This window comes from Nonomuraea sp. B1E8, from assembly GCF_039871515.1.
Classification (GTDB): domain Bacteria; phylum Actinomycetota; class Actinomycetes; order Streptosporangiales; family Streptosporangiaceae; genus Nonomuraea.
Window position 1 is genome coordinate 147,911 of the sequence record NZ_JBDPLS010000004.1, and the last position, 15,461, is coordinate 163,371.

Below are 15,461 nucleotides of genomic sequence, written 5' to 3' on the forward strand. Positions count from 1 at the left end.
GGGCGGAGGGGACCCGCGGCCGGGCCGCTAGGAGGTGGGGCGGCGGCGCAGGCCGAGGAACCCGACCACCACGCCGGCCACGCCGGCCACCAGACCCGCGCCGCCCAGCAGGCGGGCCGTCCCGTCGGACGACGACGCGGCCGCCACGGGGGCGACCGACGGCGTGGCGGCCGCCCCGGCGGTGGATGCCGCCGCTGACGGCGAGGCGGAGGCCGCCCCGTCGCCGGCGGCGGGCACGAGCTTGAGCAGCGGGGCGGGGTGCTCGGCCTCGGTGCCGTCGGCCTTGGGGGCCTCGGACCAGTCGACGACCTCGCCCCCCGAGTAGGTCTGCTTCGTCGGGAACATCAGGGAGTCGGTGCCGGTGGGCAGCTGACCCATGGACACCTCGAACTCCTGGAACTGGCCCGGCTCGATCGTGCCGCCCGACCAGACGACCTTGGTGACGGCCTCCTCGAGGTCGCCGTATTCGGTCTTGACCGGCGCGGGCAGCTTGCCCTCGGTGACCTTGACGTCCCACCCGGGCACGGGCTTGACCGACACGAAGGCCAGGGGGTGGTCGGTGGGGAAGGAGACCTCGATCCTGGTGGTCGAGGCGTCATCGCGCTCGTTCGGCACCCGGAAGGCGACCTTGGTGAACGAGCCCTGCTCGGCGGTGCCGGGCTGGACGGTGACGTGAGCCAGCGCGGGCAGGGCGAGGCCGGCGGTGAGAGCGGTGGCGGCGGCGAGCACGGTCGCCGCACGGCGTACGAAGGACATGCGGAATCTCCACTTGGTCGAAAGGTGATGGGGCGTCAGAGGGTCAGGCGGGAAGTGGAGGACCACGCCTGGCCACGCAGTGCCGGAAGCCCGGCTGGAGCGGCACCACCCGGGTGCGGACGATCGGTGCGGCGGGCCGCGCGGAGGGCACGACCGCGGGCGCGAGCAGCAGCACGAGCCCGCGGCCGATGCGGCGCAGCAGCGACCAGATGGCGGCCTCGCCACGCGAGAGCCACAGGCCCGTGATCAGCGTGGCCGTCAGGTGCGTGAGCAGCATGCCGGTGCCGACGGCCAGGCCGCCCTGGGCGTGGCCGTGCACCGAGACGTAGGAGGCGCCCTCGCCCGCGAACAGCTCGTGCAGCCCGAGTTGCGCGCCGACGAGCACGAGGTTGATCGTCGGCGCCGAGCGCTCCTTGCCGCACAGCGCCAGCCCCAGCGCGGACACGCCCGCGAGCCCGAGCGCGGCGGTCCACGGCGCGGGGGCCGCGCCGCCGCCCAGCACGTGGGCCAGGGCGGCGAGGGTCACGCAGACGGCGGCGAAGGCGGCCGTCCGCGCGAGCCTGAGGGGAAGTCGCGCGCGCATGAGTGTGCCCCATGGTCTCACGGGGCGGGGGCGTATGAGGTCCTGAGGCCGAAGCTGTGCAATGCCTGGGCCGAATATGGCTTTTGTCGCTAGGGTCGTGCCCACCACGTCGACATTGAGGTGAGAAACGTTGCGGCACTTGGCTGGATTGCTCATCGGAGTGGTGGTGACGGCGGCTGTGCTGGCCGGTGGGGGATGGGCCGTCCAGCAGGCGGCCGGAAATTCCGTGGCGACCGCACCCGACAGCCAGACGTTGTGGATCGCGCTGGGCTCGATGGCCGCGGTCGGGCTGGTGGTCGGCCTCGTGGTGGCGGGCCGGGTCTCGCCGCTGGCGACGTTCCTGCCGTCGATGGTGCTGCTGGCCTGGACGGTCGTCTACGCGCTCGACGTGAACAGGGCGCTGTCGTTCGTCCCGGCCGAACCCTCGATGCACCAGCTCGTCAGGGAGGCCGGCGCCGGCGCCAGGACGCTGCTGACGACAGGGGTCTTCGCCCTCCTCGGCGTGGCCCTGTTCATCCCCGTGCTGATGCCGTCGCGCTGGTCGCGGCGGGACGACGACCTGGACGAGGAGTACGAGACCACGCCGGAGAGCAGCTACTACTAGGTGGCGCCGCTGCCGGTGTAGAGGCGGGCGACCACGTCCTCGATGCTGGACTGGTCGGGGGCCGTGGCCATCAGGTCGCCGAGCGTCCCGTCGAACGCCAGCTGCCCATGGTCGATCAGCATGACCCGGCGGCACAGGCGCTCGATGTCGCCGAGGTCATGTGTGGTCAGCAGCACGGTCGTGCCGCGTTCGGCGTTGAGCCGCTTGAGGAAGTCGCGGATGCCGGCCTTGCTGACCACGTCGAGCCCGATCGTCGGCTCGTCGAGCACGAGTACGTCGGGCGCGTGCAGCAGCGCCGCCGTGAGGTCGCCGCGCATGCGCTGCCCGAGGCTGAGCTGGCGCACCGGCGTGCGGATGAACGCGCCGAGGTCGAGCGTGTCGGCCAGCTCGGCGAGCCTCGAACGGAACACGTTGCGATCTACTTTGTAAAGGTGCCGGATCAGCTCGAAGCTGTCGGCCAGCGGCAGGTCCCACCACAACGTCGTACGCTGCCCGAACACCACGCCGATCCGCCGGGCCAGAGTCGTGCGCCTGCGCGACGGGTCCAGGCCCGCCACCCGCACGGTGCCCGAGGTCGGCGTGAGGATGCCGCACAACATCTTGATCGTGGTGGACTTGCCGGCGCCATTGGGGCCGAGATAGCCGACGAACTCTCCCGGCGACACGGTGAACGACAGGTCCCGCACGGCGTGGACGAATTTTCTCTTCACCTTGAACGAGCGCCCGGCCCGATCGAGTTCGATCATGGTCAACTCCCCGTGGATCGGTAGTGCCTGATGCCCTGCCGCCAGGCCAGCGCGGCCGCCAGGGCGAGGGCCAGCGCGGCGGCCGGCCCGAGAAAACGCATGAACTCGGGCGTGCCGAGGGGGTCGCCCCTGTCCAGGACGTACAGGCCCGGTTGCCAGTTGACGAAGGCCATCGGCAGCCCGTAGGTCACGCCTCTGACCAGGTCGCGGCCGTAGATGCTGAACGGGTACTGGGTGAGCTGCTGGCCGCCGTAGGTGAAGGCGTTGGCCAGCTCCGGCGCGTCCGTGAGCACGAACTGCACCGCGCCGGCCAGCGTCCAGAGCGCGGCGAAGATGACGAACCCGGTGACCACCATCACGGGGATCATCCAGGCGCGCCGCCACTCGAGGCCGAGCGCCGCGACGGCGTAGCCGAGCACGAGCCCCGCCTGCAGGACGCGGCCGATCCTGTTGGCGTTGAAGCGGTCGGCGGTGAGCTGCAGCCACGCGCTCACCGGTCTGATGAGGAACGTGTCGAAGGTGCCGGCCTTGATGTGCTGGCTGACCCGGTCGATGTTGCTGACGAACATGTCGCTGAGGGCGAAGGACACGCCCGCGGCGCCGTACAGGAAAAGGACCTCGTCGCGGGAGAATCCGGCGAGGGTGGTGGTGTTGGCGAAGATGATCAGGACCACGGCGAGTTCGAGCCCGGTCGTGACGAAGCCGAGCACGGTCATCAGCGCGAACGAGGCGGGGTATGCGGCGGCGGCGCGGGTCCAGGTCCAGGCCAGCCGGACATAGGTGCTAACCACCCTGGATCACCACCTTGTGGCGGATCGCCCTGGTGGCGAGCGCGCCGAGCCCGAGCAGGACCGCCGCCCAGAACGCCTGGAACGCGAGCGTCTCCATGACGGGGGCCTTGCCGAGGTAGAGGTCGGTGGGCAGTTGGACCATGGCGGCCCACGGCAGGGACCTGGCGACGTCGGCCAGCCAGCCGGGGAAGATGTGCAGGGGCACCATCATGCCGCTGAAGAACGTGGTGAGCACCATCGACAACACGGCCACGCCGCGGTCGTCGATGAGCCAGCAGACCGACAGCGCGATCAGATAGCGCCAGCCGAAGCTGACGACGACGGCGAGCGCGAAGCCGGTCATGAAGGCCGCCCACCTGCCGGGGTCGCCGGGGACGACGACGCCGAACACGGCCGCGCCGACCAGCATGGGCGGGATGCCGCGGACCAGGAAGAGGTAGGCGGCCCTGCCGACGTCCTCGGCGAGGGCCCAGGCCTGGAGCGGGGCGGGGCGGACGAGGTCGAGCGCGATGTCGCCGCTGCGGATGCGTTCGGGTATGCCGAGGCCGCCGCCGAACAACTGCATCGGCGCGATGAACGCCTGGGTGACGAAGCAGTACGTGACGGCGTCGGCGATGTCGTAGCCGGCCAGGCCCGGGCGGGCCTGCCACAGCGCGATGAGGATGTAGGCGCGCAGGATGCCGAACACGCTGTTGGTGAAGGCGCCGGCGAGCGCGGCTGCGGCGTAGGTGGCGTGTTTTCTGAAGCCGTACCGGACGAGCCGGGCATAGAGCGGTATGGTTTTGCACCTCCGGAGGGTGATGACACGGTGGCACAACGTGTCCGGACCCATGCACGGGTCTGCCGATGAGAAGCAGGAAATTATCCGTTGGGGTCCCGGCGGTTCGCAACGCGTTTTAGCGCTGCGGGGATCAGTTGCTTACTGGCCGGTAGGAGCGGGCGAGAGGGGGAAGGGAACGTATCGGAGGACCGATATGCGGATCGACGGGGACGTAGTTCCTGAATACCCTCTGAGCTGGCAGGCCCGCGCGCTCACCGGTTTCATGCGCGGCACGTTGAAGCCCGCGTCCCTCCTGTTCATGCGCCATCCGCTGGCGCTGGTCTGCGCGGCCAGGCTCGGGGATCTCGCGCGGCTCGTGCAGATGCCGTATCCCGAGCATGTCGCGATCGCGCCGGCGTCGCTCTCGTCGTGCGGCGGCGAGTGGGTGCGCGGAGGGGAGGGGCTCGACGAGCGCAAGGTGGTGCTCTACTTCCACGGCGGCGGATACTTCTCGTGCTCGCCGGGCACGCACCGGCCGATCACGTGGCGGCTGTCGGCGGCGGCCGGGCGTCCGGTGCTGGCGCTCGACTACCGGCAGGGGCCCGTGCACACGCTGGCCGACTCGCTGGCGGACGCCATGGGCGCCTACGACTGCCTGCTGGGGCGCGGCCACGAGTCCGGGGACATCGTGCTCGCGGGCGACTCGGCCGGCGGTCACCTGACGCTGGCGACCCTGCTCGCGCTGCGCGACCAGGGGCTGCCGCTGCCCGCGGCGGCGATCTGCCTGTCGCCGTGGACGGACCTGACCGACGCTCCGCGCCAGGCGAACCGCTGGCAGGACCCCATGCTGCCGGCCGGCCGGGTGCGCTGGCTGGCCCGCAGATGGACCGCCGGGCTGGATCCGCGGGATCCGCTGGTGTCGCCGGTGCACGGCGACTTCACGGCCCTGCCGCCCCTCATGATCGTGACGGGGTCGACGGAGGTGCTGCGCGACGAGGGCAAGCGTGTTGCCGAGCGGGCGCGCCAGGCCGGGGTGCCGGTCAGGTACGAGGAATGGGACCGCATGCCGCACGTCTTCCCGATCCTGGCGGACGTGCTGCCGGAGGCGCGGCTGGCATTCCGGCACATGGCGACGTTCCTGGGGGAGGTGGCCGGCCGGCCGGGTTCGCTGGGGGATCCGGCGGCGGCTTGAAGAGTGTCGCGTCCTTTTTTCCGGCGATCGGCATGCGGCGGCAGATCGACACCATGTAAGGTTAGGTATACCTAACCTGAGTCAGGGGGCTGTGCGCATGGCTGAGAAGCCCGCAGATCATCATAAGGGCGTCGTCCTGCGGACCGAGTGGATCTCGCGGCACATGGTCCGCGTCGTGCTCGGGGGCGACGGGCTGTCCGGCTTCGCCACCGCGGGGCTCACCGACCACTACGTGAAGCTGGTCTTCCCGTACGAAGACGTCGACTATCCCGAGCCGTTCAGCGTGAAGACGTGCCGCGAGACGATGCCGCGCGAGCACTGGCCACGGCTGCGCACCTACACCGTGCGCGCCTGGGACCCCGACGTGCGCGAGCTGACCCTCGACTTCGTCGTGCACGGCGACGAAGGACTGGCCGGGCCGTGGGCCGCCGCGGCGAAGCCGGGCGACGTCCTGCTCATGCTCGGCCCCGGCGGCGGCTACGCGCCCGACTCCGAGGCGGGCTGGCACCTCCTCGTGGGCGACGAGAGCGCGCTGCCCGCGATCGCGGCCTCGCTCGAGGCGCTGCCCCAGGGGGCGCTCGCGCACGTCCTGGTGGAGGTGGACGGGCCCGGCGACGAGCAGAAGCTCGACACCGCCGCCGACGCGCGGATCCTGTGGCTGTATCGAGGCGACCGTCCCGTGGGCCACGCGCTGGTGCGGGCGGTGCGGGAGCTGGACTTCCCCGAGGGCGACGTGCACGCGTTCGTGCACGGCGAGGCGGGGTTCGTGAAGCAGCTCCGCCGGCACCTGCGGCTCGAGCGGGGCGTCCCGCTGGACCGGCTCTCCATTTCCGGCTACTGGCGCGCGGGGGTGGACGACGAGGGCTGGCGGGCGGTCAAGAAGGACTGGAACCGCCAGGTCGAGGCGGAAGAGGCGGCCGCGATCGCCTCCTGATCCTCAGGGGTGTGACGCCACTCCCGTCACACGGCTTCCTCACCTCGGAGGAACGAACGCCTTACCTCTGATACCGCTTATGCAAGACATGCGGAAAGCCTGCCTGGATGCGGTCACAGTGTGCTGTGCCGTGTTCCAGACAGGAAGGGCGAAACCCGGATGGCGCGTGGTGCGAGCGATCTGCCTGCCGGCGTGCGACCGCTTACGGTGGGCGACCCGGTCATCATCGGGCGATATCTGCTGCTGGGCCGCCTCGGCGTGGGCGGGATGGGGATCGTCTATCTGGCCGAACACCCTCGTGCCGGCCTGGTGGCGCTCAAGACACCACATGCGGTGCATCTCAACGATGCCACGTTACGCGCCCGCTTCGCCGGGGAAGTGGCCTTCTCGCGCAGACTGGTGCCGTTCTGCACGGCGGCCGTCGTCGAGGACGGCGCCGACCAGGGCCGGCCCTACCTGGTCACCGAGTACATCCCGGGCCCCGCGCTCTCCCAGGTCGTCCTGGCGGAGGGTCCGCTGACGCCCGACCGCGCCTACGGCGTGGCGCTCGGCGTCGCCGCCGCGCTGGTCGCGGTCCACGAGGCCGGGCTCGTGCACCGGGACCTCAAGCCGGGCAACGTGCTGCTGTCCACGAAGGGGCCGCGGGTCATCGACTTCGGCATCGCCCGCGACGTCGACACGCTGTCCGCCCACACGCAGGCCGGGCAGGTCATGGGCAGTCCCGGGTGGGTGGCGCCGGAGCGGCTAACGGGCCGGCCGGCGGGCATGGCCGCGCTGCCGGCGTCCGACGTGTTCGCGTGGGGGTGCCTGGTGGCGTTCGCCGCCACGGGCCACCACCCGTTCGGGAGCGGGGAGACGGATGTGCTGACCCGGCGCATCCTGTTCGAGCCGCCGCGGATCGAGGGCGTGCCCGCCCTGCTGCGGCCCGCCGTCGAGGCGGCGCTGGCCAAGGATCCCGCCGGCCGGCCCGGGGCCGCCGACCTGCTGCGGGTGTTGCTGGCCGCCGGCGGCGTGGGCGACCCGTGGGATCTGCGCCAGGCGGTCGACGAGGTACTGACAGAGATCTGGACCCCCGTGCCGTACCCGCCAGGAGGGGGGCGGGTACGGCACGGGGGCGCCGGGACGGGGTCCGGCGAGCTCGCCGCGGAGGCAGGGCTGGAACGATCCCGCAAGCGCCGGAGAGCCAGGGCTGGAGCCAGCCTGTCGCACGCCAGCTTCGCCGCGCTGGCCACGGTCTCGATCGCGGCCATCACGGTGATCGCGGCGTCGGGGGCGGACGGCGCTCCCGTCGGTGGCGGTTCGCTGTTGCCCGGTGACCCGCCGCCCGCCGTGCGGCCGGAGGGCAGCGGCGCGTCCACCACGCGCCCCGTCGCCACCCCGGCAGGGCGCGTGCCGCCCATCCGGACCGTGCCGGCGACGACGCCCGCCACGCCCACGGTGTTCGTCACGCGCACCCGTACGAAGGAGGGCGTGCGCAGCCCTTCGCCCCATCGGTGGGACACGTTCCGGCCGCCGGGAGGCCGCCCGTCCGGCGCTGCCAGGCCGGAGGAGCCCCGCGAGGACGGCCCCGGCGCGTGCGCGGACCCGGCCGGCAGGAGGCGCGGCCCCATGGCCAGGCGGGACTGCCCGCGGCCGTCGTCGTCGATCACCACGATCCCCCAGGACGGCCCCGGCGAGTCGCCGGGGCCCTCCACCCCCGGCCAGGACACCCCGACGCCGACGCCCACAGGCTCCTCATGAGGAAAGGCCGCGCCGGTGCTGGGGAGGACCGGCGCGGCCTTTCCTGTGGACGCCGGGGAACCCTCCCATGCCCTGGAGGTGGCCGGCGCGTTCAGGTGCTCAGCGGGCGAACTGCTCCTCCTCGGTGGAGCCCTTGAGCGCGGTCGTCGAGGAGTCGGGAGCCACAGCCGTGCTGACCAGGTCGAAGTAGCCGGTGCCGACCTCGCGCTGGTGCCGGGTCGCGGTGTAGCCGCGCGCCTCGGCGGCGAACTCCGCCTCCTGCAACTCCACGTACGCCGGCATGCCGTCGCCGGCGTACCCCTGGGCCAGGTCGAACATGGAGTGGTTGAGCGAGTGGAACCCGGCGAGCGTGATGAACTGGAACTTGTACCCCATGTGCCCCAGTTCCCGCTGGAACTTGGCGATCGTGGAGTCGTCCAGGTGCTTCTTCCAGTTGAAGGACGGAGAGCAGTTGTAGGCGAGCATCTGCTCCGGGTGCTCGGCCTTGATCGCCTCGGCGAACTCGCGGGCCACCTGCAGGTCGGGCGTGCCGGTCTCCATCCAGAGCAGGTCGGAGTACGGCGCGTACGCCAGGCCGCGCGCGATGCACGCCTCCAGGCCGTTCCTGACCCGGTAGAAGCCCTCCGCGGTGCGCTCGCCGGTGGTGAACGCCTGGTCGCGCGGGTCCACGTCACTGGTCAGCAGCGTCGCGGCCTGGGCGTCGGTCCGCGCGATGATCAGTGAGGGGACGCCGCAGACGTCGGCGGCGAGGCGGGCGGCGTTGAGCGTCTTGATGTGCTGGCCGGTGGGGATCAGCACCTTGCCGCCGAGGTGGCCGCACTTCTTCTCGGAGGCGAGCTGGTCCTCCCAGTGCACGCCGGCGGCGCCGGCCGCGATCATGGCTTTCATCAGCTCGAAGGCGTTCAGCACCCCGCCGAACCCGGCCTCGGCGTCGGCCACGATCGGCGCCAGCCAGTACGGGCTCTCGACGCCCTCCGACCAGGTGATCTGGTCGGCCCGCAGCAGCGCGTTGTTGATCCGGCGCACGACGGCCGGCACGGAGTTGGCCGGGTAGAGGCTCTGGTCCGGGTAGGTCTGCCCGCCCAGGTTCGCGTCGGCGGCGACCTGCCAGCCGGACAGGTAGATCGCCTTCAGTCCCGCTCTCACCTGCTGGACGGCCTGGTTGCCGGTCAGCGCGCCGAGGGAGGCGACATAGTCCTCGGTGTGCAGCAGGCCCCACAGCCGTTCGGCGCCGAGCCGGGCGAGCGTGTGCTCTTCCTGGACGCTGCCGCGCAGCCGGATCACGTCCTCGGCCTTGTAGGTGCGCTCGATGCCCGCCCAGCGCGGGTCCCCGTCCCATTCGTCCTGCAGCTGCTCCGCAGCTCCCTTGAGGCGATCCTTCATGATCACTCCTTCGTCGTCCCCTGGGGCTTACGCCGAGTCTCTGCCCCCGGACACCCGGTCGAAAGTCGGTGACGACGATAAGATTCAAGGAAATTTCCGAAAACTGCACTACTTGCCAGTATTCTGCGGAGAAAAAATCACGAGTTTTCGCTGAGCCCGGTCACCTCGTGGTTGTTCGCGATCTTCGGTGCTGCGGCGGACATGAGGACGGCCACCACGTGCTCGGTCAGAGCCGGATCACGTGGTGGCCGATGGCCGGTGTCACTCCTCGCCGATGGCGATGCGCACCAGATTGCGGCCCTTGACTCCGTACAGGGCGCGTCGGGACGGGTCGAGGGCCAGCTTGGGCTCGCCGCCGAACCACTGACCCGCCAGCCCGGTCACGATGGCCTTCGCGGTGAACCCCGCCAGGTCGATCTTGTACACCTTGTCGCCGTCGCCGCAGTACGCCACCCGGCCCACGACGAACAGGTCCCCGCCCTTCGCGCCGACCTGGAGCGTACGGGTGACCTTCCGGGTCCGCGGGTCGAACTCGAAGACCAGCCCCGTGCTCGCCATGCCGTACACGTGCCTCGGGCCGAGCGCGAGCGCGGAGATGTAGCGGGCGCCGGGGACGGGCTCGACCTCCCACAACAACGCGCGCGCCGACAGGTCGTAGGCGGCCAGGCGCGCGGTGGAGGTGACCGGCGGCAGGCCGAGTCCCTCCTGGGTGAGGGTGCCGAGATAGGCGATGCCCTTCCGGGTGACGACCGAGTAGACCGTCTGGCGCTCGACGGCGGGGCGCTGGGTGACGTACTCGCCGGTGCGCGGGGAGTAGAAGGACAGCGCGCCGTTCATGTGGCCGGGCTCGGGCTGGGTCGGCATCACGAGCACGCCGGTCCGGTCGTCGTAGGCGAGGTCGCGCGGCCGGTCCTGCTGGTTGCCGGTGCGCGCGAGCAGCTTGGCCTCGGTGTCGCCGGCGCGGTGGGAGTAGAGCGCGGCCTGCGTGTAGACGCCGAGGTAGGTGGTGCCCGCGACGGTGAGCATGGTCTTCGGCTCGCCGGGGATGGACAGCCGGGTGACCGCGCCGGTGGCCAGGTCGTGGATGTCGGCGCCGCTCTTGCCGCCGACGTAGACACGCTCGCCGTCGGAGTGCACCGACATCGGCTCTTCCGCCGCCGCGCGGAAACCGCGCTGCACCAGGTTGCGGTACTCCAGCGCGCCGGTCGCCGGATCGTAGACGAACACCGCGTTGTCCTGCACGCCGTAGATCCGGCCCTCATGGGCCAGGATGCGGTGGGTGGCGGCCTCGAAGTACGGCACCCCGAGGACCTCCAGCTCGCCGGTGTCCAGCCGGCAGCGGTAGAAGGTGCCGGTGGGGCGCCCCGCGAAATAGACGTGGCCGTCGTGGATGAGGACCGAGACGATGTACTTCTCGCCCGGGGCCGTGGCCTTGACGACCCTGTGGTCGGACGGGTCGGCCTTGTTCAGGATGATCAGCTCGGCCAGCGAGTTCATGCCTCCGGCGATGTGGGTGTCGGAGACGTGCATGCTCGACACCCAGTCGCGGTCGGCCAGCTCGGAGGGCAGCAGGTCGCGCCGCTCGCCGGTGGCCCGGTCGATCGCGATGAGATGGGCGTTGGCGCCGACGCCGGCGTAGACGTGCGTGTCGTCGGCCTGGACGGCGCGTACGTACGCCTCGCCCGGCACGGCCTCGCCCAGGTCGCGGACGGCGCCGGTGGCGGGGTCGTACTCCTTGACCTTGCCCGGCTCCGACGTGCCCAGGTAGACCTTGCCGTCGGGGGCGGCGGCGAGGGTCCAGATGAAGTGGTCGGGAACGGAGGCGACCTTGGTGACCGAGCCGGCCACCGTGTCGAGCTTGTACAGGTCCGACTTGGCGTGGGTGCCGACGTAGACGTCGGTGCCGACCCTGCACATCGCCCATACCCCGATGCCCGTAGGGATGTCGAAATGGGCGGTGACCGAATCCTCGGCCAGGTCGTAGGCGCCGACCACGTTGGGCGACAGCCCGCGCGATCCGGCGTAGAGCACGCCGCCGACGAACTCGGCGTTGCCGAGAGGGCTGGCGACGCTGGCGGGGCCCAGGTCGGTGAGCGTGCCTTCGGCGGGTGTGGCGGCGTGGGCGGCTGTGGCCGGCAGGCCGGCGGCCACCGTGGCGACGGCGGCAGCCTGCAGGAATCGACGGCGGGGGATCATGTGCGGCTCCCTGGTGCGGTTTCGCCGCACGTTATAACGGCCTGGGCCGTAATGTCCAGATCGCGAACGGCCCTCCGTTGTTGACGGAGGATGCTCACAAGGTTACGGTCTGGACCAAAATGAAGCATGAATGAACGAGAGGTCCTGGGTATGCTCCGATCCCTGCTTGTCGTCGTGGCGGGCCTGTTACCCGCTCTCGTCTCGCCCGCCGCCGCCTCGGCCGCCCCCTCGCGGTGCGGCGGACAGGCGGTCACCACGTACGGACCGGCCTCGGTGACCGGGGCCGTCGTCGGCGCCGCCGTCCACGAGGGCCACGCCTACGTCGTCACCCGCGGCCCCAAGCCGCCCGTGCTCGCCGAGATCGACCTGAGCACCCGCCAGGTGGTCAGGAGCGCGACGCTCCCCGACGGCCCGGCCGACGGCGAGCCCGAGGGCGGCTGGGCCGTCGCCGTGTCCGGCGGCAAGGTCTATGTCGGCACCTATCCCGTACCGGACCTGTACGGCTTCGACATCGCCACAGGAAAGGTCGAGCACCTGCACTCCTTCGGCAAGGCCGGAGGTTTCGTCTGGAGCCTGGCCGCGGCCCCCGACGGCACCCTGTACGCGGGCACCTCCCCTGACGGGCGCGTGTGGGAGTACGTCCCCGGCACCGGCGCGGTCCGCCGCTACGACGTGCCGGCTCAGGGCGAGCACAACGTGCGCGCGGTGGCGGCCGACGACCGCTACGTCTACGCGGGCCTGCTGGAGAAGCGGCTGCTCGTGCGTATCGAGCGTGAGAGCGGCGCCGTACGGCAGCTCGCGGCCGGCGGCGCCGCGATCGGCGTCGTCGCGCTCAACGGTGACCGGGTCCTGGCCGCCGCCGGCGGCGAGCTGATCGACGTCCGCAAGGACGGCACGGACCTGCGGCGGGTCACCGTGGAGTCCGGGCTGCTGGACGCGCTGACCACCGCCGCGGACGGCTCCGTCTACGCCGCCTCCCGCCCCGACGGGACCGTCTACCGCTACCGGACCGGCGACACGGCGCTCACCAAGGTCATCGCCCCGCCGTCCTACGGCGACGAGACCCGCCTGCTCCACGTGACCGGCGAGAACACGCTGCTGTCCGTCGCCGGCAGCGGCGGGTTGTGGTCGCTGGACGCGGGCACCGGCGCGGCCGAGTTCACCGACCTGATCGACGCGGGCCTGCCGCCCGGCGCCGAGCGCACGCAGAGCATGCTGCTCGTCCCCGGCCGAGCCGTGTACGCCGGCGGGCACTTCGCCATGGAGATCCGCGACCTGCGCACCGGCGAGAAGCGCAGGATCCGGGTGCCGGGCGAGCCCAAGGCCATGGTCGGCGACGGGAACAAGGTCTACGCCGCCATGTACCCCACCGGCGAGATCATCTCCGTCGACGTGCGCACCGACGAGGTCCGCAGCCTCGGCTACCTCGGCCACGACCAGAAGCGGCCCTGGGACATCGAGTACGACCCCCGCTCCGGCAAGCTCCTGGTCGCGACCGCGTCGTTGTCGGCGAGCATCAGCGGCGCGCTGTCGGTGGTCGATCCGCAGACCGGCGACATGGACGTGTACCAGGGGGTCATCCCCGGCCAGAGCCTCATGAGCCTGACGCTCGACGCCGAGCGGGGCGTGGTCTACCTGGCCGGCGACGTGTTCCGCACCAGCGCGCCGTCCGCCTCCATAGCCGCCTTCGACCTCGCCCGCCGTACCGTCCTGTGGCAGGCCGAGCCGGTGCCGGGCCACCGCACCTTCCAGGACGTCAAGCTGCACGGCGGGTTGTTGTACGCGTCGTACAAGCGCGACTCGGGAGCCTGGATCGCCTGGGACCCCGCGACCCGGCAGGTCGTCCGGCAGGGCACGCTGTCCGGCTACGGCGAGCTGACCGTGCACCGGGGCCGCCTGTTCGCCTCGGTCTTCCGCGGCGGCGGCAACGCGTACGAACTCGACGCCGAGCGCGGGGCCACGCTGCTGGCCACCGGGATGGGCGACGAGTGGCACACCAACCCGCAGCTCCACTTCGAGCCCGGTTCGTGGAACGCCTGGGCGATCGTGGGCCGCGACCTGGCGCGGATCCGGCTGGACCCGCGCTGCCCGCCCGTGACCGTCCCCGCTCCCGGGACCGAGGTTCCGGCCTGAGCCGGGACGTGTCGTGGGTTCCGCGCCGGCGGGTCGGCTCCGCGCCGGCCCGCCGGCGCGGAAGGCGTGCGCGAGCCGGCCCTCTTGGGCTGGCGGCAGCAAGGCGAAGGCTAGAAAATGGCTCGTTTTTCTGCCTAAGATGCCGGACATGGGGCCGTTGCTCGGTGAAGAACCGCTGTCTTTGACGCAGGAGCTGGATCTGATCGCCTTCGGCCAGCGGCTCCGCCACCTGCGTAAACAGCGCGGCCTCACCCTGTCCGACCTGGGATCGCGCGTCGGCAGGGCGCCCAGCCAGCTGTCACTGCTGGAGAACGGCAAGCGCGAGCCCAAACTGTCGCTGCTCAAGTCGCTGGCCTCCGCCCTCGGCGTCCCCGTCGAGGAGCTGCTGCGCCGCCAGCCGCCCAACCGCCGCGCCCAGCTCGAGATCGCGCTGGAGGAGGCCCAGCGCGACCCCATCTACGCGGGGCTCGGCCTGCCGCGGCTGAAGGTCTCCGCGCGCGTGCCGAACGACGTGCTCGAACACCTCCTCGGCCTGTACGGCGAGCTGCGCGCCCGGCAGGCCCGCGGCACCGCCACCCCGGAGGAGGCCAGGGTCGCCAACGCCGAGCTGCGCCGCCGGCAGCGGGAGGTGGGCAACTACTTCCCCGACATCGAGAAGGCCGCCGCCCAGGTGCTCGACGCCGTCGGCTACCGTACGGGCGCCCTGTCGCAGAGCATGATCCAGGGGCTGGTCACGCACTTCGGCTACACCGTGCACACCGCCCAGGACCTGCCGCGCTCCGTGCGCTCCATCACCGATCTCCGCCACCGCCGCATCTACGTCAAACACGAGCAGCTCGGCATGCACACCCCGCGCACGATCCTGCTCCAGACGCTCGGCCACCTCGCGCTCGGCCACGACAAACCCCGCGACTTCGCCGACTTCCTGCGCCAGCGCACCGAGGCCAACTATTTCGCCGCCGCCGTGCTCGTCCCCGAGCGGGCCGCCGCGCCCTACCTCCAGGAGGCCAAGGCGCAGCGGGCGGTGTCGGTGGAGGACCTGCGCGACGTGTTCGCGGTGTCGTACGAGATGGCCGCCCACCGCTTCACCAACCTGGCCACCCACCACCTGGGCCTCGTCTGCCACTTCGTGCGCAACGACGCCGGAGGCATCATCTACAAGGCGTACGAGAACGACGGCATCGTCTTCCCCGCCGACGAGCAGGGGGCCATCGAGGGGCAGCGCATGTGCCAGCAGTGGTCGGGGCGGCAGGTGTTCGCCTCGCCCGACCGGTTCTCGGTGTACTACCAGTATTCCGACTCGCCCACCGGGACCTACTTCTGCTTGGCCCACGTCGATCCGTCGCGCGAGCGGGACTTCGCCATCACGCTGGGGGTGCCGTACAAGGAGTCGCGCTGGTTCCGGGGGCGCGAGACCACCAACCGCACCCGTTCCGGCTGTCCCACCGGTGACTGCTGCCGCCGCCCGCCCGCCGGGCTGGCCGAACGGTGGGAGGGGTACGCCTGGCCGTCCGCCCGCGCCAACTCCCACGTCCTGGCCGCGCTGCCGCCCGGGTCGTTCCCCGGCGTGGACGAGGCGGACGTCTACACCTTCCTGGAGCGCCACGCCACCACCCCTTAAGCTGAAATGTGGGGATACGGGG

Annotated in this window: 13 protein-coding genes; 6 read left to right on the forward strand and 7 right to left on the reverse strand. The window is 71.5% G+C overall.

What is annotated here, in order from left to right:
• Positions 1-27: 27 nt before the first annotated feature.
• Complete coding sequence (locus ABGA98_RS15640; protein ID WP_347619007.1) at positions 28-756, reverse strand: YcnI family protein; 729 nt, start codon at positions 754-756, stop codon at positions 28-30.
• A gap of 43 nt (positions 757-799) precedes the next feature.
• Entirely contained in the window at positions 800-1,339 is a 540-nt protein-coding gene (locus tag ABGA98_RS15645; RefSeq protein ID WP_347619008.1) for an MFS transporter, read from the reverse strand.
• A 139-nt stretch (positions 1,340-1,478) separates the two neighbouring features.
• On the opposite strand from ABGA98_RS15645, the gene ABGA98_RS15650 reads away from it, so the two are divergent.
• Positions 1,479-1,943 carry a hypothetical protein gene (locus ABGA98_RS15650; protein WP_347619009.1) on the forward strand — a complete coding sequence of 155 codons (465 nt, stop codon included), beginning with the start codon at positions 1,479-1,481 and terminating at the stop codon, positions 1,941-1,943.
• Here the strand turns inward: ABGA98_RS15650 and ABGA98_RS15655 are convergent.
• From ABGA98_RS15655 to ABGA98_RS15665, 3 genes are read right to left on the reverse strand one after another with little or no spacing between them, the layout of a single operon-like run.
• Positions 1,940-2,689, reverse strand: a complete 750-nt coding sequence (locus ABGA98_RS15655; RefSeq protein ID WP_347619010.1) for an ATP-binding cassette domain-containing protein — start codon at positions 2,687-2,689, stop codon at positions 1,940-1,942. The two genes, ABGA98_RS15650 and ABGA98_RS15655, sit on opposite strands and share 4 nt — an antisense overlap.
• A 2-nt stretch (positions 2,690-2,691) precedes the next feature.
• Positions 2,692-3,480, reverse strand: coding sequence for an ABC-2 family transporter protein (locus ABGA98_RS15660; RefSeq protein WP_347619011.1), 789 nt, complete (start codon positions 3,478-3,480; stop codon positions 2,692-2,694).
• A complete protein-coding gene (locus ABGA98_RS15665) occupies positions 3,473-4,312 on the reverse strand; it encodes an ABC-2 family transporter protein (RefSeq protein ID WP_347619012.1) in 840 nt (279 codons plus the stop codon). Before ABGA98_RS15665 ends, ABGA98_RS15660 begins: the two co-directional genes overlap by 8 nt.
• Before the next feature lie 142 nt (positions 4,313-4,454).
• Here ABGA98_RS15665 and ABGA98_RS15670 point away from each other — a divergent pair, with 142 nt between their 5' ends.
• The 3 genes from ABGA98_RS15670 to ABGA98_RS15680 all read left to right on the forward strand — a co-directional run bounded on the left by ABGA98_RS15670 (position 4,455) and on the right by ABGA98_RS15680 (position 8,106).
• Positions 4,455-5,432: an alpha/beta hydrolase gene (locus tag ABGA98_RS15670; RefSeq protein WP_347619013.1), complete on the forward strand. Its 978-nt coding sequence runs from the start codon at positions 4,455-4,457 to the stop codon at positions 5,430-5,432.
• A gap of 97 nt (positions 5,433-5,529) precedes the next feature.
• A complete protein-coding gene (locus tag ABGA98_RS15675; RefSeq protein WP_347619014.1) occupies positions 5,530-6,366 on the forward strand; it encodes a siderophore-interacting protein in 837 nt (278 codons plus the stop codon).
• Positions 6,367-6,558: 192 nt separating this feature from the next.
• A complete protein-coding gene (locus tag ABGA98_RS15680; protein ID WP_347619015.1) occupies positions 6,559-8,106 on the forward strand; it encodes a protein kinase in 1,548 nt (515 codons plus the stop codon).
• A gap of 99 nt (positions 8,107-8,205) precedes the next feature.
• On the opposite strand, the gene aceA is transcribed toward ABGA98_RS15680, so the two are convergent.
• Complete coding sequence (aceA, locus tag ABGA98_RS15685) at positions 8,206-9,489, reverse strand: isocitrate lyase (protein ID WP_347619016.1); 1,284 nt, start codon at positions 9,487-9,489, stop codon at positions 8,206-8,208.
• Positions 9,490-9,750: 261 nt separating this feature from the next.
• Positions 9,751-11,685 (reverse strand): hypothetical protein, encoded by a 1,935-nt coding sequence (locus tag ABGA98_RS15690; RefSeq protein WP_347619017.1) that lies wholly within the window; start codon positions 11,683-11,685, stop codon positions 9,751-9,753.
• Between the two features lie 150 nt (positions 11,686-11,835).
• On the opposite strand from ABGA98_RS15690, the gene ABGA98_RS15695 reads away from it, so the two are divergent.
• Both ABGA98_RS15695 and ABGA98_RS15700 read left to right on the forward strand, forming a co-directional pair.
• A complete protein-coding gene (locus ABGA98_RS15695) occupies positions 11,836-13,818 on the forward strand; it encodes a hypothetical protein (protein ID WP_347619018.1) in 1,983 nt (660 codons plus the stop codon).
• A gap of 181 nt (positions 13,819-13,999) precedes the next feature.
• Entirely contained in the window at positions 14,000-15,439 is a 1,440-nt protein-coding gene (locus tag ABGA98_RS15700; protein ID WP_347619456.1) for a helix-turn-helix domain-containing protein, read from the forward strand.
• Positions 15,440-15,461 lie beyond the last annotated feature (22 nt).